Source organism: Mycolicibacterium sp. XJ870 (assembly GCF_053483975.1).
In genome coordinates, this window is sequence record NZ_JBEFTI010000003.1 from 485,493 (window position 1) to 506,834 (window position 21,342).

The following is a 21,342-nucleotide window of genomic DNA, read 5'->3' on the forward strand; positions in this document are numbered from 1 at the left end:
CAGGAACGATTCAGTTCGCGATTAATGAGCGGTTTACTCGCCGGTAGCGTCCGAATCACCGTAAAGATCGGCCCGCGCAGCGTCCAGGGCACGCTTGAGCGGCGGGATCCGACGGTCCCGTTGCGCCGCCGCGCGAGCCGTCGCGATCGCGTGTTCACGCAGTTCGGCGTCGATCGCGGCAACGCGTCGCGCGCTCTCCTCCCCTTCGATTTCCTCATCAGCCGCCAACTCGGTGGTCAGCGCGGTCTCGGCACTGAGCACCCGGGTGGCGACGAGTTCTTCGACCGCCGACCGCAGCGTGGTGGTGACGTCGTTGACCCAGCGGTCAAGCACCGCCCGATCGTGCAGCAGCCCACGGGTGCTCACCACCCAGACCGCCAGCAGCAGGCCGACGACGGCGCCGACTCCCAATCCGGCGATCGCCAGCCGGGGTGCCGCACCGGTGAGCAGCCGGCTGACCGCCAGCGCAACGCCAAGCCCGAAGCCGATGCCCAGTACCGTCATCAGCCGCGTCTCCAGGGTGCGCGATTTCAGCGGCGGCGACGGCAGATCCGGTGCGGCCGGTGGACCGGACGGCGCCGGTGCGGTCAGTCCGAGTTCGGCCGCGACATCACCGAGATGCTTGGTGACGCCCTCGTCCACCTCCTCGACCACCTCACCGGCCCGATGCCGCGCGTAGGCCTCAAAGCTCGGGATCTTGCGCCTGCCGATACCGGCGATGTCCTCCTGCAACTCGGTACGTACCGAGTTGCATCGATTCCGCGCGAAGTACCCCAATTGCACGCGGGCCTGCTGCAGTTGGCTGCGCAACGCGATGCTGCGCTCGGTTCTGGCCAGCCTGCGGGCACGGTTGACCTCACTACGACGCTCCCGCAGCGCGTCCACCCGCGCCTTGCGGTCCGCGCCGGAGCCGTCGGCCTCGTACCGACCGATCACCGCCTCCAGCCGGGTTTCCCAGGCCCGCAACCGATTCCGGCGCATCACAGCCGGATCGGCCAACCGCTCCGACAGCAGTTCAACGAGGTCGTCGAGCTGCGGTTCGCCAAGGTCCGGTGCCGCCGACACCCCGACCCATGGCATCCGCTCGTAGCGGGAGGCCCGCTCGGCGAGAATGGCCGCGTCGGCATCGCGCACCTCGCGCCAGTTGCGGTGCGCGTCGATCTTGGACAGCACACCCACCACCAGATCGGTATGTTTGGCAACCAAATCGACTAGAGCACAGTCTGATTCGGTGATCGGAGCTGCCGCCGACACGACGAACACCACCGCAGCGGGCGCTTCGCCGGCCACCAGATCGGCGGATTCGACGAAGGTATGTTGCGGCATCCGTTCGCGCAGTGCCGCCATCACACTCGTCGCCCCGGCCAACCAGGGGCCGGCCACCAGTACGACGTCGCGAGATTCCACACCCGGCGAGTGCAGACCCGGGTCGATCGCCGCCACCACAGCGTCCGCGGCTGCAACCTGATCCGCCACCGGATCCGCCGCCGGATCCAACGCAGTCACCGCCCGGTATCCCAGGAACTGCCCAGCATGCGCAGCGAGCCCCGGACGATGTCCGCGCCGCAACTGCGGTGCAGGGCGTTGACGGGTCCGCGGCTGTAGCGCTGCCAGTGCCGCGCCCGACGCAGGTGGCTCTCAGCGTGCGCGTCCACCGTCAGTCCGTCGGCCTGCACGACGTCGAGGGCCGCGGCCATCACCGCAAACACGGTGTCATCGGCGGCCAGGAACCGGCCGGCGTGCTCGCCGCCGACAGCCCGCACTTCGGCCAGGGCGCTGCGCACCCGGCGATACCGCACCGGCGCGGCCACCGCGTCCAGTGCGGCCCGTACCCGTTCGACCTCGCTGAGCTGGTGCAGCAGCCCCGGTAGTGCCTCGGTATCGAGGCCCCGGCTCAGTGCCAGCGCAGCGTGGGCGATCCCGAACCGGTCCAAGGTCTCCAACAGCTCGGCCCGCACCCCGACAGCCAGGCGATGCGGCCCCCGCAGGAAGGCATCAGGTGAGGTCAGGTCGGCCGGCTCAGCCGCCAGAACCCGCAGCGCCGCCACCAGATGCGGCGCTGGAGCCGCCCCGGCCAGCAACGCCACCATCGGCACCACAGGTGAACCGGTGAGCTTCCGCAGCTGAGCGGCCCTGCGGTGGGCGGTGACCACCGGGCCGCCGGCGCCCGATCCGGCCAGGTCCGCCTTGTTGAGCACGATCAGCACGGGAGTGCCGTTGTCGCGCAGTTGCGCCAGGGTGGTCCGGTCCTCGGGTTTGAGCACTTCGGCGGTCACCAGTACGGCCAGATCTGCGGTGTCGCGCACCGCCACCCCGGCACCGGCCAACGCAGTGGCGACGGTCGTCACACCAACCCCGCGACGGCCACGAACGGCGACACTCACATCGGCTGACACCTGGGCACTGATCCGAGCCAACCGCGGATCACCGTCACGGTCGGCAAAGCGCTTGAGCTCCTCTGCGAAAATCTGGCGGCCTTCCATACGGCTTTCGGTAACCACCGAAAATCGTGACATGGCCCGTGCGGGCCCGCGAACGGATATTTGGCCCTAACAGCGCAACGCAACTGTTGGGTATCAATCTGTACCACGATGCGAGCACTTCCCCCTCGATAAGCGACCATGGACAAATGCATGCGCCCAAGCCGGATGTCGCCGGCGGGCCGGCTCCGACGCCGGACGTCGCCGCTGCGGCCGCCAATCCACATCTCGGTCGCCGGATCACCAGCTTCCGTGCCAGGCGCTCGACGTTGTCCGGCGGCCAGCAGGAAACCTGGGACCGGCGGTGGCCGGAACTGGGCCTCCAGGCCCGCGACGAGCACTCCCAAGCGATCGTCGATCTGGACACCGCCGCGTGGTTCGGCCGCTCCGCCCCGCTCGTGCTCGAGATCGGTTCCGGCACCGGCACCTCGACGCTGGCAATGGCCCGGGCAGAACCGGACATCGATGTGATCGCCGTCGAGGTGTACCGCAAGGGTCTGGCCCAACTGCTCAGCGCCATCGACCGCGCCGCCGAAACCGAACCCGTCACCAACATCCGCCTCATCCGCGGTGACGGTGTGGACGTGCTCGAGCACATGTTCGGCAGCGCATCGCTGATCGGGGTGCGGGTCTTCTTCCCCGACCCATGGCCCAAGGCCCGCCACCACAAGCGCAGGCTCCTGCAGCCCGCGACCGTCGCGCTGATCGCCGACCGGCTACGGCCCGGCGGCATCCTGCACGCCGCGACCGACCATGCCGGCTATGCCGAACACATCGCCGAGGTCGGCGACGCCGAGCCGCTGCTGCGCCGGGTCGACCCGGACGCGGACCTGCCCATCTCGGTGCAACGGCCCGTCACCAAGTACGAGCGCAAGGCCCTGGCCGGCCCCGACGTCACCGAATTGATCTGGGAGAAACGACTGTGAGTGTGACCCCGGACATGGACCAGGACCTGCAGCAAGAAATCCCACAGGCCGGCGCCGCGCCGACGACCGGAATCCGCCGGGTTCTGCTGGTGTGGGATGCACCGAACCTGGACATGGGACTGGGTTCGATTCTCGGTGGCCGACCGACGGCGGCCCACCGGCCCCGCTTCGACGCGCTGGGCCGTTGGCTGCTGGCCTACACCGCCGACCTCTCAGCCTCTTCAGGCGACGGTGACGATGAAACGGGCGCCCCACTCGAGCCTGAGGCAACCGTTTTCACCAACATCGCCCCTGGTAGCGCGGATGTCGTGCGGCCGTGGGTGGAGGCGTTGCGTAACGTGGGGTTCGCCGTCTTTGCGAAACCGAAGATCGACGACGACAGTGATGTCGACAGCGACATGCTGGACCACATCGCACTGCGCAGAAGAGAGGGTTTGGCGGCGGTTCTGGTCGCCTCCGCCGACGGGCAGGCGTTCCGGCAACCGCTGGAGGAAATCGCCCACGAGGGCACGCCTGTGCAGGTGCTTGGATTTCGCGAACATGCGAGCTGGGCGTTAGCGTCGGATACCTTGGAGTTTGTCGATCTGGAGGATATTCCTGGTGTTTTCCGGGAACCGCTACCACGGATCGGCTTGGACTCGCTACCCGAGCAGGGGGCATGGCTGCAGCCGTTCCGGCCGTTGTCATCGCTACTGACCTCGCGTGTGTAACAACTGCAGAAGGCCTGGAATGTTGCCTGTTACGTCAGGCACGGGCCGCCTAGACATTGAAGCGTTAGGAGCATAAGTGTTCGCCTGGTGGGGTCGAACGGTGTATCGGTTCAGGTACATCGTCATCGGTGTCATGGTGGCGCTTTGCCTCGGCGGCGGCGTCTACGGAATAGGTCTCGGCGACCACGTCACGCAGAGCGGTTTCTACGACGAGGGCAGCCAATCGGTCCAGGCGTCACTGCTGGGCGACGAGGTGTACGGCCGAGACCGGACCAGCCACGTGGTGGCGATTCTGACCCCGCCGGACGACAAGAAAGTCACCGACAAAGCGTGGCAGAAGCAGGTCTCCGAGGAACTGGACCAGGTGGTCGAGGACCACGAGGACGCTGTCATCGGCTGGGTCGGCTGGCTGAAGGCTCCCGACACCACCGATCCGACGGTCAGCCAGATGAAGACCGAGGATCTGCGGCACACGTTCGTCAGCGTCCCGCTGAAGGGGGATGACGACGACGCGATCCTCAAGAGCTACCAGGCCGCCGAGCCCGATCTGCAGCAGGTCAACGGCGGCGACATCCAACTGGCCGGGCTCAATCCGCTGGCCAGCGAACTGACGGGCACCATCGGCACCGACCAGAAACGTGCCGAGATCGCGATTATCCCGTTGGTCGCCGTGGTTCTGTTCTTCGTGTTCGGTGGCGCTGTCGCCGCCGCGCTTCCCGCCATCATCGGCGGCCTGACCATCGCCGGCGCGTTGGGCATTCTGCGGCTCACCGCCGAGTTCGGACCCGTTCACTTCTTCGCCCAGCCGGTGGTGACGATGATGGGCTTGGGTATCGCGATCGACTACGGCCTGTTCATCGTGAGCCGGTTCCGGGAGGAACTCGCCGAGGGCTACGACACCGAGGCGGCGGTACGAAGATCGGTCATGACATCAGGTCGCACCGTGGCGTTCTCCGCGGTCATCATCGTGGCGTCATCGATGCCGCTGCTGCTGATTCCGCTCGGCTTCCTGACATCGATCACGTACGCGATCATCGCGTCGGTCATGCTGGCGGCGGTCCTGTCGATCACCGTGCTGCCTGCGACGCTCGGCATCCTCGGCACCCACGTCGACGCGCTCGGCGTACGCACCCTGCTGAAGGTGCCGTTCCTGGCCAACTGGCCGTTCTCCAGACGGATCATCGACTGGTTCGCCGAGAAGACGCAGAAGACCAAAACCCGCGAAGAGGTGGAGCAGGGTTTCTGGGGTCGACTGGTCAACGTCGTGATGAAGCGCCCGATCGCCTTCGCCACACCGATCCTGATCGCGATGACCCTGCTCGTCCTGCCGATCGGCTCTCTCTCCCTTGCCGGTATCAGCGAGAAATACCTGCCGCCGGACAATGCGGTGCGCCAGTCGCAGGAACAGTTCGACAAGCTCTTCCCCGGCTTCCGCACCGAACAGATCACCATGGTGATGAAGCGCGAGGACGGCGAACCGATCACCGACTCGCAGATCGCCGATATGCGCGCCAAGGCGTTGACGGTGCCCGGCTTCACCGATCCGGACAACAACCCGGAGCAGATGTGGAAGGAGCGCCCGGCCAACGACAGTGGGTCGAAGGACCCCTCGGTCCGGGTGATCCAGAACGGCCTGGAGAACCGCGGCGACGCGGCGCAGAACATCGACGGGCTGCGGTCGCTGCAACCGCCACGCGGCATCTCGGTTTATGTCGGTGGAACGCCCGCGCTGGAGCAGGACTCTATCCACAGCCTGTTCTCCCGGCTGCCGCTGATGGTGACGATTCTGGTCATCACCACGACGGTGCTGATGTTCCTGGCCTTCGGCTCGATCGTGCTGCCCATCAAGGCGGCATTGATGAGCGCGCTCACGCTCGGCTCGACGATGGGCATCCTTACCTGGATGTTCGTCGACGGCCATGGATCTGACCTGTTGAACTACACGCCGCAGCCACTGATGGCACCGATGATCGGGCTCATCATCGCGGTCATCTGGGGTCTGTCGACCGACTACGAGGTGTTCCTGGTCTCCCGCATGGTGGAGGCCCGTGAACGCGGCATGTCCACCGCCGAGGCCATCCGGATCGGTACCGCGACCACGGGCCGGCTGATCACCGGCGCGGCCCTGGTCCTGGCCGTCGTCGCAGGCCCGTTCGCGTTCTCCGACCTGGTGATGATGAAGTATCTTGCCTTCGGTCTGCTGATCGCACTTCTGTTGGACGCCACGGTGATTCGGATGTTCCTGGTGCCCGCGATCATGAAGCTGCTCGGCGACGATTGCTGGTGGGCACCGCGCTGGATGAAGCGGATCCAGGAAAAGATAGGCCTCGGCGAGACCGAACTGCCCGACGAGCGCAAGCGTCCCACCGTGCGCGAATCCGGAGAAGACGAACGTGCCCTGGTCGGTGTCGGCGCGCCGCCACCACCACCGCGTCCGCACGATCCGACGCATCCCGCCGTGGACCAGGTCCGGTCGGCCCCGCCGATGCGCACCAATGCCCCGTCTGCCGCTGGGACGGTGCGGATTCCACCCCCACAAGCAGCGCCACAAGGACCGCCGCCCCCGCCGCAGCAGCGGCCCGACGAACCGGCCACCACCCGGTTCGCGATGGCCCGCAATGCGGTGCGCAACGCGGTCAACACTGCGGTGAACACCGCGACCGGCCACACCAACGCCCCCACGGAACGCACCCCGCGGCCCACGGGACAACCGGCTCCACCGCCGCCCCCCGCGCCCGGAGCCCAGCGTGAGGAACGCGAGATCGAGTCTTGGCTGGGCGCATTGCGCGGCGGCCCTGCGAACGGTCCGGGCGCCAACCCGCCCCAGCCTCCGCCTCCGCCGCCTCCGCCGCCACCACCCCGGCCGTCAGCCGATGCCACCCGCGCGATGCCACAGTCCCGGCCGGCACCGGGCGACAACGCTCCGACAACGGCGTTCGGCGCGCAACGTGCGCCAGGGGCTCCAGGAGCCCCCGGGGCTCCCGATCCGACGACAGCGATCCCGCGTCAGCGTGGCCAGGACCCGACGACCGAGAAGCTCAACCCCCGCGAGAACGACGAACCCAAGCGTCGCGGCGGCGGGATGAGCGCTCAGGATCTGTTGCGCCGCGAGGGCAGGCTGTAACTACTCCGTCTTGGAGAGATCGTCCGATGGCGCGTCGATGATTCCCCCGTCGCCTTCGGCTGTCGCCTGCGCGGCCTCCTCGGCCCCCGGGTCGCGGGCGAGCAGCACCCGCATCGCGCTGTTGACGACGGCCACCGCCGGCACCGCCAGCAGCGCGCCGACGATCCCGGCGAGCACGGCGCCACCCGCGATGGCCAGCACCACCGCCAGCGGATGGATCGACACGGCCCGCCCCATCACCAACGGCTGCAGCACGTGGCCCTCCAACTGCTGGACCGCGATGATCAGGCCCAGGGTGATCAGCGCGTAGATGAAGCCTTTGGCCAGCAGCGCGACCACCACCGCGAAGAACCCGGCGACCACCGCGCCGACCAGCGGGATGAATGCACCGAGGAACACCAGTGAGGCCAGCGGCAGGGCCAGCGGGATACCCATGATCGCCAGACCGGTACCGATGCCCACCGCGTCGACGAGGGCCACCAGGAACGTCGCGCGCACGTAACCACCCAGCGAATGGAAGCCGGCGCGCCCGGCGTCACGCACCCGCTCGCGCACATGCTCCGGAAACATCTTGGTGACAAACGCGAAGATGCCCCGCCCGCCCTGGAGCAGGAAGATGAGCGTGAACAGCATCAACAGGGCACCGGTCACCAGTTCGGTCAGGGTGCCCGCGGTGGACAGCGCACCGGTGGTCAGCTTCTCCTGGTTGTTCTGCAGCGCCTCGATCGCCGTGTTGCCTGCCTGGTCGATCTGATCCCTGCTCAGATGCAGCGGACCGCTGATCAACCAGTTGCGGACGCCGTCGATGCTGCGCGTCATCTGTTCCACCAGATCCGGTGCACCTTCGATGAACTGCGAGACGACGAACGTCAGGATGCCGCCGACGATCGCAATTCCGGCCAACAACACGAGCGCCACCGCGGATCCGCGCGGTGCGCCGCGACGGTCCATGAAGTCGACTGCAGGCAGCAGCAACGCCGTCACCATGGTGGCCAACGCCACCGGGACGACGAGCAGTTCGAGGCGTTTGATCAGCCACAGCAACGCCACGAGTGCGGCCAGAATGACCAGCAGGCGCCACGACCAGGCGGCAATCTTACGGATGAGGGGTGTCACCGATTCGTCGGCAACGGAATCCGATGGCATGCCGGTAGCGTAGCCGCGGCGCGCCGCGACAGCGGTGATGTCGGCGCTACCTGCGCGGTTACCCTGTAGAGCGTGTCACACGACGCGCCGGCGGACACTGCCCGCGACCGGGCCGGTTCCACGCGCGGCAAGTACTGGTGGGTTCGCTGGGTCATCATCGCCGTCGCGGTCGGCGTGCTGGCCGTCGAATTGACGCTGGTGTGGGACCAATTGGCGAAAGCCTGGAAGAGCCTGCTCTCGGCGAACTGGTGGTGGGTGCTGGCCGCGGTGGCGGCAGCCGTGGCATCCATCCACAGTTTCGCCCAGATTCAGCGGACGCTGCTGCGCTCGGCAGGGGTGAAAGTCAAGCAGTGGCGCTCCGAAGCCGCCTACTACGCGGCCAATGCACTGTCGACCACGCTGCCCGGCGGTCCGGTGCTCTCGGCGACGTTCACCTACCGCCAACAACGCATCTGGGGGGCCACCCCACTGATCGCGTCCTGGCAGCTGGTGATGTCCGGGGTGCTGCAGATCGTGGGCCTGGCCCTCCTGGGCCTGGGCGGCGCGTTGCTGCTCGGGGCGAGCAAAAACCCACTGTCCCTTATCTTTTCGCTCGGCGGCCTGCTGGCGCTCGTGCTGTTGGGCCAGGCCGTGGCAACCAGGCCGGAGCTGATCGACGGCATCGGCGCCAAGGTGTTGTCGTGGGTGAACTCGCTGCGCGGCAAGCCCTCGAACTACGGGCTGTCGAAATGGCGGGAGATCCTGCAGCAGTTGGAGTCGGTCAGCCTGGGGCGGCGCGACCTCGGTGCCGCGTTCAGCTGGTCGATGTTCAACTGGGTCGCCGACGTGGCGTGTCTGGCCTTCGCCTGCTACGCCGCGGGCGGGCATCCATCGTTGGCCGGGGTGACCGTCGCGTACGCCGCCGCGCGTGCGGTGGGCTCGATCCCGTTGATGCCCGGCGGTCTGCTCGTCGTGGAGGCGGTGTTGGTGCCCGGCCTGGTGTCCTCGGGCATGACGCTGGCCTCGGCCATCTCTGCCATGCTCATCTACCGGTTGGTCAGCTGGATCTTCATCTCCGCGATCGGCTGGGTGGTGTTCTTCTTCATGTTCCGCACCGAGAAGGACCTGGATCCCGACGCCGCAACCGATTCCGGCAACACCGCCGATCCCAAACCCGAGCACTAGGAGCCAGCCATGCGGGTCCGATATCCAGTCGTCACCGCAATGCTCGTGCTGGGCCTCACGGCATGCTCGTCGGCACAGACCCCACAGTCGGAATCCCCGACGGCCACCACCAATCCCCCGGCGGCGACACCGGTGATCGGATCGGTTCTGGCAGAACCAATTCCGGTTCCGGCCACCGACGGGCGCACTCACCTGGCCTATGAGCTCATGCTGACCAACACCATGTCCGCCAACATCACCCTGACGTCGGTGAGCGCGGTGGCCGGGGACCGCAAGCTACTCACACTGTCCGGCGACAGCCTCAAGTATTGGACGCGGCTGGTCGGCAGCCCGGCTACCCGCACAAACGTGCTCGGCCCAGGGCAGAGCGCCTTCGTGTGGCTCGATGTCGTCGCCGACGACCCGTCGGAAGTGCCAGGAGAACTCAGCCATACGGTGGGAGTCACGGTGAGCAAGCCCATGCCCCCGCTGATCCCACCGAACCTGACCGAGAGCATCGCGCCGGTGTCGGTGCAGACCCGTAAACCGGTGTCCATCTCGCCACCGCTGGCCGGCGAGCGCTGGCTGAACGCGACCGGCTGCTGCGACATGAGCGCGCACCGGATGGCACTCAACCCGATCAACGGAAAGATCTGGGCTGCTGAGCGATTCGCCATCGACTACGTCCAGCTGAGCAAGGACTGGAAGCTGTTCACCGGGGACCGCGCCAAGGTCGAGAGCTACGCGTTCTTCGGCGCCGACATCCACGCCGTGGCCGACGGCCCGGTGGTCTCCGTGCGCGACGGCCTGCCCGAGCAGGTGCCCGGCGCGGCACCGAGCGGGCTGGCACTCGACGAGTACGCCGGGAATCACATCGTGCAGGACATCGGTGACGGCAACTACGCGCTGTACGCACATCTCAAACCAGAGAGCCTGAAGGTCAAGCCGGGCGATGAGCTCAGCGCCGGGCAGGTCATCGGTTCCGTGGGCAACTCCGGAAACTCCGATGCACCGCATCTGCACTTCCACGTGATGGACAACCCGGATCCGTTGGCGTCGAACGGGTTACCGTTCGTCATCAAGTCGTTCCGCCTGGACTCGCGGTTGCTGTCGCAGGACGCCCTCGACCCGCTGTTCGACGGCAGGCCCGCTACGCTGCAGCCGGGCTTCGCGGCCCGCGACCAATCCGAAGTCAGCCCACTGTTCCTGGATGTGATGACGTATGCGACGAACTAGCGCACTCGCATTGCTCGCCGACCTCGTCGGTGTGGTGGTGTTCTGCACCATCGGACGGCGCAGCCACGCCGAGGGCCTGACGGTGGCAGGCATCGCTGAAACGGCCTGGCCGTTCCTGGTCGGCACTCTGGTCGGTTGGCTGGTGTCGCGCGGCTGGCAACGGCCAACCTCGTTGGCGCCCACCGGAATCATCGTCTGGCTCTGCACCGTGGTGATCGGAATGCTGTTGCGCAAGCTCACCTCCGCCGGGGTGGCGGGCAGCTTCATCGTGGTCGCCTCGCTGGCTACGGCCGTGCTGCTGCTGGGCTGGCGGGCGGTGGCGGCGGCATGGGTCCGTCGCCAGAGCTCTCAGTCCGCCTGACCGGATCCGTCAACCGCCGACGTCGAGATCGTGAGCGTCGCGCGTAGCCCGCCCAGCGGACCGTCGGACAGCCGGATCTCACCGCCGTGCAATTGGGCCTGTTGGGCCACGAGCGCCAGCCCGAGACCCGAGCCGCCGGCACCGGCAGTACTGCCCCGGCGGAACCGGCCCAGCACCGTCTCATGTTCCTCGACGGGCAACCCTCGGCCGTTGTCGTCGACGACGATCGTCAGCATCTGACCCGATCGGTGCGCGGTGAGCACGATGCGGGTGGCCTCGCCGTGCGTGATCGCGTTGCGCACCAGGTTGTCGACGGCCAGCCGCAACCCGCCGGGCCAGCCCAGCACGAGACCGACGTCATCTGCCACCTGCACGTCGATCTGTACCGCGCCACCGGCCCTGCTGTTCTCCCTGGCCACTCGGTCGAGCATGTCGGTGATGTCGATGAGCTCGCGGTCTTCGGCCTGGGCCAGCTGGCCGGAAGCCAGTTGGCCCAGTGCAGTGATGATGGCCTCGACCCGCCGCTGTGCGCGGGACAGGTCGGCCACCACCTCCTCGCGCTCTTCTTCGGGGAGATTGTGGATCCGCAGCGTGTCCAGGTCAGCCCGCATCGCGGTGAGCGGGGTCCGCAGCTCGTGCGCGGCATTGGCCGCGAAATCCTGCGCCGCCTGTAGGGAATTGGTGGTGGCACGCTGTGCGGCGGCCAGCCGGGTCAGCATGCCTGCCATTGCCTCGGAAAGGTCTTCGGCCTCGCGAACCCCACGGACCTCCGGCATCTCATCGGTGCCGCTGCCCAGTTTGGAGGTGTGTTCGGTGAGTTTGCGCAGCGGCCGGATCGCCGGGCCCGCCAACAGCCAGCCCAGTCCCCCGGCCATCAGCACCGTCACCACGCCCACCATGGTGTACATCGGAATCCTGTTGGCGCTCAACAAGATACTGTCGGCCCGGATGCCGATCGACATCAGAATCCCGCCCTGCTGATCCACCTCGATCGTGCGGACCCGGTAGTCCACGCCATTGACCTCGACGGTCCCGGTCCCCGGCGGCAACTCCGGCAGCTGGAAGCCGCGTTGGAACACCACCTGGCCGGTGGATCGGGACCGGCCTGTGGTCAGCACGCCGCGGCGCGGATCCTGCAGGTGTTCGGGATTGATGCTGGCATCGACGATCGAGTCGAGACGCCGATCCAGTTGCGCGGCATCGTTGTTGGCCAGCACCACCGAGGTGAGGATCGTGAACGCCGCGACCACCGCGGCTGCCGCGGCCGCAGCGGCAACCGCCACCCTGGTGCGCAGCGAGGTGGACCGGACCCATCGGAAAAGCCGCACCTAGCGCTGGACCCTCACGACTCTTCCCTCAACACGTATCCGATACCTCGGACGGTGTGGATGACGCGGGGCACGTCCTCGCGTTCCAGCTTGCGCCTGAGGTAGGAGATGAACACGTCGGCCACATTGGTGTCGACGTCGAAGTCGTAGCCCCACACCAGCTCCAGCAGCCGCTGCCGGGACAACACCACCCCGGCGTTCTCGGCCAGCACCGCCAGCAGGTCGAACTCCCGCTTGGTGAGGTCCGCCCGTTCGCCGGCCACGAACACCAGCCGCCGGGCGGTGTCGATCGTCAACGGCCCGACGGTCATGGTGTCCGACGGCCGGTCGGTGTGGCTGGCGCGCCGCAGCAGCGCGTGCAGTCGCGCCACCAGCTCACCGAGGTCGAACGGTTTGGTCAGATAGTCGTCCGCCCCGGCCTCCAGTCCGGCGATGCGGTCGTTGACAGTATCGCGAGCCGACAGCACGCAAATCGGAATGTCATTGCCCAGCGCGCGCAGCGCGGTCACCACGGCGACGCCGTCCAGCTCAGGCATCTGGACGTCCAGGACGAGCGCGTCGTGCGACTCGTTCGACAGCAGCCGCAGCGCCTCCTTGCCGGACGCCGCGACCCGCACGTCGAACCCCGAGTGCCGCAAGCCGCGGGCAACCGAGGTTCTGACGTCCGGGTCGTCATCGACCATCAGCACCGTTCGGTTCACGCCTTCGGGCGTGAGTGGTCGTTCGCCGCTGGCGGGGGCTGAATCTATCTGCAAACCAACCCGCACCTTCGCGCTACGGAGTTTCTGGTGCCGGAGCGGTACCGCAGCGGTTCTTCAGGTCGACCAGCGGCTGACGGATGCCGCTCAGTTCAGCCTTCACCTGCTGGTTCTGCTCCAGGTAATCGTGGACCTTGGTCCTGACCTCTTCCCGAGGCAGGCCTTCCAGGCTGGTGAAGAACCAGTTCACGTCAGGATGGGTGAACAGGTACGCCGAAGTCGATGCCGACACGCCCGCGGCGACCTGGGCCAAGTCGCCGGCGGTGCAATTGGGTGGGCTGGGCACCGGTTCGGCCAACGCTGACGGGATAGCGCCGAACAGCATCGCACCGGCTACTGCGCCGGCGCCTGCCGCGCCAGCTACCACGCGCCGCGCATTTCGGGCCGAGAGCAACATGGTCAAGCTCCTTCATCGGATGTGGAAGGCCGTAACGCCAAACGGTTACCGGCTTAGGAAAGCTAAGCAGAATCCGTGGATACTTTCCTGCCTTGCGCTCAACCAGTCGTGAGAATCGCTGAATCGCCAGTTCAGAACGGCTCAACTGGGCGCCACGCCCCAGCCCCCGGCCTAGCGACTGGTGGTGGTGCGGGGCCCGGGAAGCGGACCGGCTCCCTGAGTCGCTGCCGACGCGGGTGACGACTGCGTCGGCGCTGCCACACCGGGCACCGGCAAACCACCGGTCGCGCCGACCTGCTGCTGCGCGCCCTGCATCAGACCCATCACCTGTGGGAGCGTCACCGGCAATTTGCACCGCGTCCCCAGAGCCTGCAACGGCTGCTGCAGTTGCTGCATGTCCTTGGCAACCTGCGGGTTGGCGTCGAAGTACGTCTTCAATGCGGCCAGCGTGGCAGGCCCGGCCTGCTGCTGGCTGATGGTGGTCAGCGCCTGGTTGGTCTGGGGGTGCGCGTCGAGGTAGTTGCCGGTGTTGGTGGCCACTCTGCCGACGGTGCGGGCGACCTCGCTGGCCGCGCACGGGTCCGATGCAGCGGTAGCCGACGGTGCCATGAGCGCGGCCACTGCCGCGCCGCCCGCTGCGGTCGCCGTGAATGCGGCGGCCAGGGTGCGGCGCAAATCAGCCTTGGTCGGTTTCATGGACGAACTCCTCGTGCGATCGGCGGCAATCTTGCCACCTCTTTCGCCGGGCGGGCCAATTCCGTTAGCCCCGGGTAACGCAGCGCACATCTCGGAGCGATCTCAGTACGACGCAGTGGCGGGCCACCTTACTGCAGTGGGAGGTACGCTCTGGCTACAAAACGCCGTGCAACCGGGGAGAAAGAAGGGGCCTCGCATCCAGCAGTTCATGATGCGCTTGAGCAGCAATCTGCGCAGATTCCGCTGGGCGGTGTTCGCGGCGTGGTTGCTCCTTCTGGTGCCGTCGATATTTCTCGCGCTCAACCAGTCGTCGAATCTGACCGGCGGCGGGTTCGAGGTCGAGGGCTCTCAGTCGCTGCACGTCCAGCGCGAGCTCGAAGAACACTTCCCCACTCAGGGCGCCTCGCCGCTGGCGCTCGTCGCTGCGCCGCGGGCAGACGCATCTTTCGATGACATGAACGCCGCGGTGGTCCATCTGGAGAAGATCGCGGCCGAGGTTCCCAGCATCGAGATAGTGCCCAACCCCCAGCAACCCGCGCCGCAGCCCGACCGGCCGTACGTGATCACTCTGCAACTGGACTTCAACAACACCGGCGCGGTCGACATCGCCAAGCAGTTGCGCCAGAAGGTGGGCATCCACGGGGAGGAGGCCGGCGAGACCGAGGACGGCAAGGTCAAGTTCTATGTGATCGGCCAAGGCGCGCTGGGCGCGGCGGCGACCCAGGCCACCAAGCACGACATCGCTCAGGCCGAGAAGTGGAACCTGCCCATCGTCTTGATCGTGCTGCTGGCCGTGTTCGGATCGTTGGCCGCCGCAGCGCTTCCGCTGGTGCTCGGCATCTGCACGGTCGTGGTGACCATGGGGCTGGTCTACCTGCTGTCCATGTTCATCACCATGAGCGTGTTCGTGACCTCGACGGTGTCGATGTTCGGGATCGCCCTGGCCGTCGACTATTCGTTGTTCATCCTGATGCGATTCCGCGAGGAGCTGCGGGCCGGCCGGGATCCGTCCGACGCCGCCGACGCCGCGATGGCCACGTCCGGTCTGGCGGTGGCGCTGTCCGGCCTGACCGTCATCGCCTCGGTCACCGGCATCTACCTCATCGACACCCCGGTGCTGAAGTCGATGGCCACCGGCGCGATCCTCGCGGTCGCCGTGGCGGTACTGACCTCGATCACGCTGACGCCTGCCGTGCTGGCCACCTTCGGTCGCGCGGCCGCCAAGCGCTCGTCGTACCTGCACTGGTCGCGCCGCGGCGAGGCAACGCAATCCCGGTTCTGGACCCGTTGGACGGGTGCGGTGATGCGCCGGCCGTGGGCGTCGGCGGTGGGCGCGGTCGTCCTGCTGCTCATCCTCGCCGCGCCTGCCTTCGGGATGGTGCTCGGCAACAGCATGCAGCGCCAGTTCGAGCCGACGCACGAGATCCGCGGCGGAGTCAACGCCGCCGCGGACGCGCTGGGGCCCGGTGCGCTCGGCCCGGTCCGGGTATTGGTGACCTTCCCGGACGGGAACGCGTCCGGACCGTCGGGTGCCGAGACACTCGACGCGGTGCGCCAGGAGATGACCAAGGCGCCGGAGGTCCTGTCGGTACAGCCGCCGGTGTTCTCCGACAACGACGACAGTGCACTGCTGTCCGCGGTGCTCTCGGTGGATCCCGAAGATCTCGCCGCGCGGGACTCAATCGACTGGATGCGTGCCGAACTGCCCGCGGTGGCCGGATCGGATGTGCAGATCGACGTCGGCGGTCCCACCGCCCTGATCAAGGATTTCGACGACCGGGTGTCGGCCACCCAGCCGCTGGTGTTCGCGTTCGTCGCCCTGATCGCGTTCATGATGCTGCTCGTCTCGATCCGATCGGTGTTCCTGGCGCTCAAGGGCGTGCTGATGACGGTGCTGTCGGTGGCCGCGGCCTACGGCAGCCTGGTGGTGGTCTTCCAGTGGGGCTGGTTCGAGGAGCTCGGCTTCGAGAAGATCTCCTCGCTCGACAGCACCATCCCGCCCCTGGTCCTGGCGATGACGTTCGGTCTGTCGATGGACTACGAAATCTTCCTGCTCACCCGGATCCGGGAGCGGTTCCTGCAGACCAACAACACCCGCGACGCCGTCGCATATGGCGTCAGCACCAGCGCGCGCACCATCACGAGCGCCGCGTTGATCATGATCGCGGTGTTCATCGGCTTCGCATTTGCCGGCATGCCGTTGGTGGCCCAGTTGGGGGTGGCCTGCGCGGTGGCGATCGCGGTGGATGCCACGGTGGTGCGCCTGGTGCTGGTGCCTGCGCTGATGGCGATGTTCGACGAGTGGAACTGGTGGCTGCCACGCTGGCTCGACCGCATCCTCCCAGAGGTGGACTTCGAGAAGCCGCTGCCCAAGGTCGAGGTGAGCGATCTGGTCATCATTCCCGACGACATCTCGGCGCTCGGCCCGAGCGGATCCGATCTGCGCATGATGGTCCGCACCGCGGCTCGAATGAAAAGCCTTGCGCCGCAAACGATTATTGTCACCGACCCGCTGGCGTTCAGCGGCTGCCGACAGGCCACCGCTCTGCTCGGGGCGCAGCGCCCCGGCAAGAAACCCTGCCCGCCCGGGGTGCATCCGGTGACGATGTGGCGGGGCAGGCTTTCGGTGGCGGTGGACGCGCTCGAGACCGAGGCCGACGCCCCGCGGGCGCCGATGGAGCGCCGCGGACCGGTCGAGACCACCAACGTCCAGCTGCCGACCGGAGACCGGCTGCAGATCCCGACGGGCGCGGAGACGCTGCGGCTGAAAAGCTATCTGATCATGTGCCGCAACAGCACGAAGGACTACGCCGAGTTTGCTGATCTTGTCGAGTCGATGGAAACTCAGACTGCAGCTCTGGTGTTGTCGGGCATGGACCGGTATTACTGTGGGCAGCACCCGAAGAACCGTTGGGTGGCCACCCAGTTGGTGCGCCGGTTGGCTGACCCACAGCCGTCCGACGAGCACGACACCACAATGTCGGGTTCGGACGCGGCCGCGGACTGGGTGAAAGTCAGGCAACGCTGCCTGTCGGTTGCGGTAGCAATGCTGGAGGAGGCGAAGTGACGTTGGCGCCGGATGTTCGAGATGCGCGCGACGCGCGTCGCGATGGCCAACGTTCCCAGGGCCAACGCCCGCAGCGGCCCTCGGCGCCGCAGCGGCAACCCCTGTTCGACGACCGGCCGGTCGAATACTGGCCCACGGCCGCCATCCGCGCCGCGCTGGAGACCGACGATCTGACCGTATGGCAGCGCATCGTGGCCGCGGTCAAGCGCGATCCTTACGGCCGGACCGCGCGTCAGGTCGAGGAAGTGCTGGAAACCGCCCGGCCCTACGGCGTCTCCAAGGCGCTGGCCGAGGTGCTGGTGCGGACCCGCGACCACCTGGAGGCGACCGAGCGCGCCGAGGTGGCACATCAGATCCAGGCGATGCTGCGGCGGTCCGGGCTGGAACCGCAGGAGTTCGCGTCGCGCACCGGCATATCGAATGAGTCGTTCGCCACGTATCTGGAGGGCCAGACCAGCCCGCCCGCGTCGCTGCTGCTGCGGATGCAGCGGCTCTCCGACCGGTTCGCCAAGATCGCCGCGCAGCGCTCCGCGAAATAGCCGCCCGCTTTAGCGCGAGTGCAGCGGCGTCACATTATCGACCAACCAGCGGCCGTCGGTCTTGCTCAGCGCAATCCGCAGGGCCAACACTGCGTTGTCGGTCGGCTTGCCCGGCACACTCTGGGTACCGCGCAGCACCACGGCGACGCTGGCCACCTGCGACCCGAGCGCCTCCACCCCTGCCGATATCGTGCTGGCCTGGGCAGACACGTTCTTGCTGGTCAATTCCTTTGCCACCGTGGCGAATTCATTCTTGAAGGCGTCGGCCCGGTCCGGTGACATCAGCCCGGCCGCTCGGTCGATGGAGGCCGTCGGGCTCTGCGGCGTGAATGTCGCGGTGGCTTCCGAGACGCTGCTGGCGATGCGTACCACCTCGTCGCGGTCCCTGTTGAAGGTCCGGTCGGGCTCCGTCCAGCGCAGGTAGCCCACCACCACAGCGGCCACCAGTGCGGCAGTGGCCACGCCGACCACGGCCAGCCGCAGACCAGGTCCGTCGTCGTCGGTGCCGACGGTGACTCCGTCGCGCCGCGCCAGCACCACGTTGACCACCACACCCTGCACGATCAGCAGGCCCAGGATCGAGCTCACCGAGACCCACCACAGCGGCCAGGCCAGGGCCACGCCAAGGAACACCAGCGCGAGGATCGCGGCCGCCGGGGCGGCGATGTCGAAGGTCAGTACCCGCAACCGGTTTCTCATCGGATCGGCTCCAGTCGGGAAATCATCAGCTGCCCGTCGACGTCGGAGACATCCAGCCGCAACGTCCAGCGCACGGTCTGGGGTTTTTCGGTGCCGGCATTCTCGGTGACCGAGGTGGCGACCACCAGCACGGTGTCGATACGCGACACCATCCCGGTCAGTTCGGCAGGCGGACCCGGCGGCGCGGCGCCGTCGGGTCCGGGCGGCGGGTGGTAGAGCGATTCGATGGACACCGAGTCGATCTGCCCGGTGGTTTTCGACTGCAGGCGCTGCACCAGGTCGCGGTAGGGCTGCACTGCGGAATCGAAGTCCGAGTTCAGTTGGCCGACGGTGCCTTCGTGCAGCTTGCGCATATCGGCTTCGACGGTGTCCTTGTTCATATTGATCAGAACGTTGGTCCAGTCGCCCGCGGCCTGCATCACGCGGGTCTGATAGTTGCGCTCGGCGGCCTCACTGCGGTGGCTGGACCAGATCATCGCCCCGAGCACCACCGCGGCCACCGCGATCACTCCGAGGACTGCCGACGCGACGCCGAAGGGGGTGATGCCGGCTCCGTCGTCGGGGCTGGCGGGGCTGGGCTCGTCGGGCATGGGCGTGAGGGTACCGGGCGCGGTTTCCACGAAACCCGCGCAAGGGTCGTTCCCGGGCGGCCGAGGCCACCATCACGTCGGTTTCGATGCCCCCGCCGAGGTGTCTGGAAGAATGTCGGGGTGACGGTAGAAGCTCTCCGCTCGGGTATCGACCTGAGCCATGTCGACCCCCAGGCCCGCCCCCAAGACGATCTGTTCGGCCACGTCAACGGCCGATGGCTGACCGACTACGAGATTCCCGCCGACCGGGCCACCGACGGCGCGTTCCGGTCGCTGTATGACCGCGCCGAGGAGCAGATCCGCGACCTCATCACCGAGGCCGCGACGGCGAATGCCCCCGAGGGCACCGACGAGCAGCGCATCGGTGACCTGTACGCGAGCTTCATGGATGAGCAGACGATCGCCGCGCGCGGTCTGCAGCCACTCCTCGATGAGCTGGCCCTGATCGATGCGGCGGAGGATGCAGGGAGCCTCGCTGCCGTAATGGGCGGGCTCCAGCGCACCGGTGTCGGCGGCGGCGCCGGCGTTTACGTCGACACCGACTCCAAGGATTCGACGCGCTACCTGCTGCACATGGGCCAGTCCGGGATCGGATTGCCCGACGAGTCGTACTACCGCGACGAGCAGCACGCCGAGATCCTGGCCGGCTACCCGGCCCACATCGCGAGGATGTTCGAGCTCGTCTATGGAGACACGGCCGGTGACTCCAAAGACACCGCGGCCCGGATCGTGGCGCTGGAGTCCAAGTTGGCCGCCGCGCACTGGGATGTGGTGAAGCGCCGCGACGCGGACCTGACCTACAACCTGCGCCGGTTCACCGATCTGCCCGAGGACGCGCCTGGTTTCGACTGGTCCGGCTGGGTGACCGCAATGGGCGCAACCCCCGAGAAGGTCGAAGAGCTCGTGGTGCGCCAGCCCGATTACCTGACCGCGTTCGCGGCGCTGTGGTCGTCGGAGGACCTGGAGGACTGGAAGGCGTGGGCGCGCTGGCGAGTCATCCACTCCCGGGCCGCGTTTCTCACCGACGACCTGGTGGCCGAGGACTTCTCGTTCTACGGCCGCACGCTCTCGGGCACCGAGGAGATCCGGGACCGTTGGAAGCGCGCGGTGTCCGTGGTGGAGAACCTGTTGGGCGACGTCCTGGGCAAACTCTACGTGCAGCGGCATTTCCCGCCGGAGGCAAAGGCCCGGATGGATGAGCTGGTGGCCAATCTGCGCGAGGCGTACCGCGTCAGCATCAACGACCTGGACTGGATGACCCCGGAGACCAGGGCCAAGGCGCTGGACAAGCTGGACAAGTTCACCCCGAAGATCGGCTATCCGGCCCGCTGGCGCGACTACTCCGCGCTGGTGATCAAGCGGGACGACCTGTACGGCAACTACCGCCGCGGATACATCGTCAGCTCCGACCGTGAGCTGAACAAGCTGGGCGGCCCGGTGGACCGCGACGAGTGGTTCATGACGCCGCAGACCGTCAACGCCTACTACAACCCCGGCATGAACGAGATCGTCTTCCCCGCCGCGATTCTGCAGCCGCCGTTCTTCGACGCGGAGGCCGACGACGCCGCCAACTACGGCGGTATCGGTGCGGTGATCGGGCACGAGATCGGCCACGGCTTCGACGATCAGGGCGCCAAGTACGACGGCGACGGCAACCTGGTGGACTGGTGGACCGATGCCGACCGCGCCGAGTTCGGCACTCGCACAACGGCTCTGATCGAGCAGTACGAGCAGTTCACCCCGCGTGGGCTGGCGGCCTCACACCATGTGAACGGGGCGTTCACCGTCGGTGAGAACATCGGCGATCTGGGTGGGCTTTCCATCGCACTGCTCGCCTATGAGCTCTCGCTCAAGGGCAAAGAGGCACCGGTGATCGACGGGCTCACCGGCGTGCAACGGGTCTTCTTCGGCTGGGCTCAGGTGTGGCGGACCAAATCCCGTGACGCCGAGGCGATCCGGCGGCTGGCGGTCGATCCGCATTCGCCGCCGGAGTTCCGGTGCAACGGCGTGATCCGCAATCTCGACTCGTTCTACGAGGCCTTCGACGTCGCGGAATCCGACAAGCTCTACCTGGAACCGGCTGCGCGGGTGCGCATCTGGAGCTAACTCCGCGCGAGCAGACGGGAAAGCCCCCGGGAAATC

18 protein-coding genes are annotated in these 21,342 nt (G+C 67.3%); 9 read left to right on the forward strand and 9 right to left on the reverse strand.

Annotated elements, in window-relative coordinates; translation table 11 throughout:
- Positions 1 to 33 precede the first annotated feature (33 nt).
- On the reverse strand, positions 34 to 1,506 hold the full coding sequence (locus ABQF30_RS17065; protein WP_448465804.1) for a hypothetical protein: 1,473 nt from the start codon (positions 1,504 to 1,506) through the stop codon (positions 34 to 36).
- Positions 1,503 to 2,483 (reverse strand): P-loop NTPase family protein, encoded by a 981-nt coding sequence (locus tag ABQF30_RS17070; protein WP_448465806.1) that lies wholly within the window; start codon positions 2,481 to 2,483, stop codon positions 1,503 to 1,505. Before ABQF30_RS17070 ends, ABQF30_RS17065 begins: the two co-directional genes overlap by 4 nt.
- Before the next feature lie 128 nt (positions 2,484 to 2,611).
- On the opposite strand from ABQF30_RS17070, the gene trmB reads away from it, so the two are divergent.
- From trmB to ABQF30_RS17085, 3 genes are all read left to right on the forward strand, one after another.
- Positions 2,612 to 3,406 (forward strand): tRNA (guanosine(46)-N7)-methyltransferase TrmB, encoded by a 795-nt coding sequence (gene trmB, locus ABQF30_RS17075; protein ID WP_448465896.1) that lies wholly within the window; start codon positions 2,612 to 2,614, stop codon positions 3,404 to 3,406.
- Positions 3,403 to 4,116 (forward strand): NYN domain-containing protein, encoded by a 714-nt coding sequence (locus ABQF30_RS17080; RefSeq protein ID WP_448465808.1) that lies wholly within the window; start codon positions 3,403 to 3,405, stop codon positions 4,114 to 4,116. The genes trmB and ABQF30_RS17080 overlap by 4 nt, the downstream gene beginning before the upstream one ends.
- Before the next feature lie 76 nt (positions 4,117 to 4,192).
- Positions 4,193 to 7,240, forward strand: a complete 3,048-nt coding sequence (locus ABQF30_RS17085; RefSeq protein ID WP_448465810.1) for a trehalose monomycolate exporter MmpL3 — start codon at positions 4,193 to 4,195, stop codon at positions 7,238 to 7,240.
- On the opposite strand, the gene ABQF30_RS17090 is transcribed toward ABQF30_RS17085, so the two are convergent.
- Positions 7,241 to 8,386: an AI-2E family transporter gene (locus tag ABQF30_RS17090; protein WP_448465812.1), complete on the reverse strand. Its 1,146-nt coding sequence runs from the start codon at positions 8,384 to 8,386 to the stop codon at positions 7,241 to 7,243.
- A gap of 72 nt (positions 8,387 to 8,458) precedes the next feature.
- On the opposite strand from ABQF30_RS17090, the gene ABQF30_RS17095 reads away from it, so the two are divergent.
- From ABQF30_RS17095 to ABQF30_RS17105, 3 genes are read left to right on the forward strand one after another with little or no spacing between them, the layout of a single operon-like run.
- Positions 8,459 to 9,550 carry a lysylphosphatidylglycerol synthase transmembrane domain-containing protein gene (locus tag ABQF30_RS17095; protein WP_448465814.1) on the forward strand — a complete coding sequence of 364 codons (1,092 nt, stop codon included), beginning with the start codon at positions 8,459 to 8,461 and terminating at the stop codon, positions 9,548 to 9,550.
- 9 nt (positions 9,551 to 9,559) lie between these two features.
- A complete protein-coding gene (locus tag ABQF30_RS17100; RefSeq protein WP_448465816.1) occupies positions 9,560 to 10,765 on the forward strand; it encodes a M23 family metallopeptidase in 1,206 nt (401 codons plus the stop codon).
- Entirely contained in the window at positions 10,752 to 11,126 is a 375-nt protein-coding gene (locus ABQF30_RS17105; RefSeq protein WP_448465818.1) for a DUF3054 domain-containing protein, read from the forward strand. The genes ABQF30_RS17100 and ABQF30_RS17105 overlap by 14 nt, the downstream gene beginning before the upstream one ends.
- Here the strand turns inward: ABQF30_RS17105 and ABQF30_RS17110 are convergent.
- The 4 genes from ABQF30_RS17110 to ABQF30_RS17125 form a co-directional block, all read right to left on the reverse strand.
- Entirely contained in the window at positions 11,114 to 12,454 is a 1,341-nt protein-coding gene (locus ABQF30_RS17110; protein ID WP_448465820.1) for a HAMP domain-containing sensor histidine kinase, read from the reverse strand. The genes ABQF30_RS17105 and ABQF30_RS17110 overlap by 13 nt on opposite strands.
- 14 nt (positions 12,455 to 12,468) lie before the next feature.
- Complete coding sequence (locus tag ABQF30_RS17115; RefSeq protein WP_448465898.1) at positions 12,469 to 13,137, reverse strand: response regulator transcription factor; 669 nt, start codon at positions 13,135 to 13,137, stop codon at positions 12,469 to 12,471.
- A 91-nt stretch (positions 13,138 to 13,228) separates the two neighbouring features.
- Positions 13,229 to 13,609, reverse strand: a complete 381-nt coding sequence (locus ABQF30_RS17120) for a heme-binding protein (RefSeq protein ID WP_448465822.1) — start codon at positions 13,607 to 13,609, stop codon at positions 13,229 to 13,231.
- 171 nt (positions 13,610 to 13,780) lie between these two features.
- A complete protein-coding gene (locus tag ABQF30_RS17125) occupies positions 13,781 to 14,305 on the reverse strand; it encodes a hemophore (RefSeq protein ID WP_448465824.1) in 525 nt (174 codons plus the stop codon).
- A gap of 208 nt (positions 14,306 to 14,513) precedes the next feature.
- Between ABQF30_RS17125 and ABQF30_RS17130 the strand changes: the two genes are divergently transcribed.
- Positions 14,514 to 17,372, forward strand: a complete 2,859-nt coding sequence (locus ABQF30_RS17130) for an MMPL family transporter (RefSeq protein ID WP_448465826.1) — start codon at positions 14,514 to 14,516, stop codon at positions 17,370 to 17,372.
- Positions 17,369 to 17,911: an XRE family transcriptional regulator gene (locus ABQF30_RS17135; protein WP_448465828.1), complete on the forward strand. Its 543-nt coding sequence runs from the start codon at positions 17,369 to 17,371 to the stop codon at positions 17,909 to 17,911. Before ABQF30_RS17130 ends, ABQF30_RS17135 begins: the two co-directional genes overlap by 4 nt.
- 9 nt (positions 17,912 to 17,920) lie before the next feature.
- On the opposite strand, the gene ABQF30_RS17140 is transcribed toward ABQF30_RS17135, so the two are convergent.
- Positions 17,921 to 18,610, reverse strand: coding sequence for a hypothetical protein (locus ABQF30_RS17140; protein ID WP_448465830.1), 690 nt, complete (start codon positions 18,608 to 18,610; stop codon positions 17,921 to 17,923).
- Positions 18,607 to 19,200, reverse strand: a complete 594-nt coding sequence (locus ABQF30_RS17145) for a hypothetical protein (protein WP_448465832.1) — start codon at positions 19,198 to 19,200, stop codon at positions 18,607 to 18,609. The genes ABQF30_RS17140 and ABQF30_RS17145 overlap by 4 nt, the downstream gene beginning before the upstream one ends.
- Positions 19,201 to 19,320: 120 nt before the next feature.
- On the opposite strand from ABQF30_RS17145, the gene ABQF30_RS17150 reads away from it, so the two are divergent.
- Positions 19,321 to 21,306, forward strand: coding sequence for a M13 family metallopeptidase (locus tag ABQF30_RS17150; RefSeq protein WP_448465834.1), 1,986 nt, complete (start codon positions 19,321 to 19,323; stop codon positions 21,304 to 21,306).
- Positions 21,307 to 21,342: the final 36 nt, after the last annotated feature.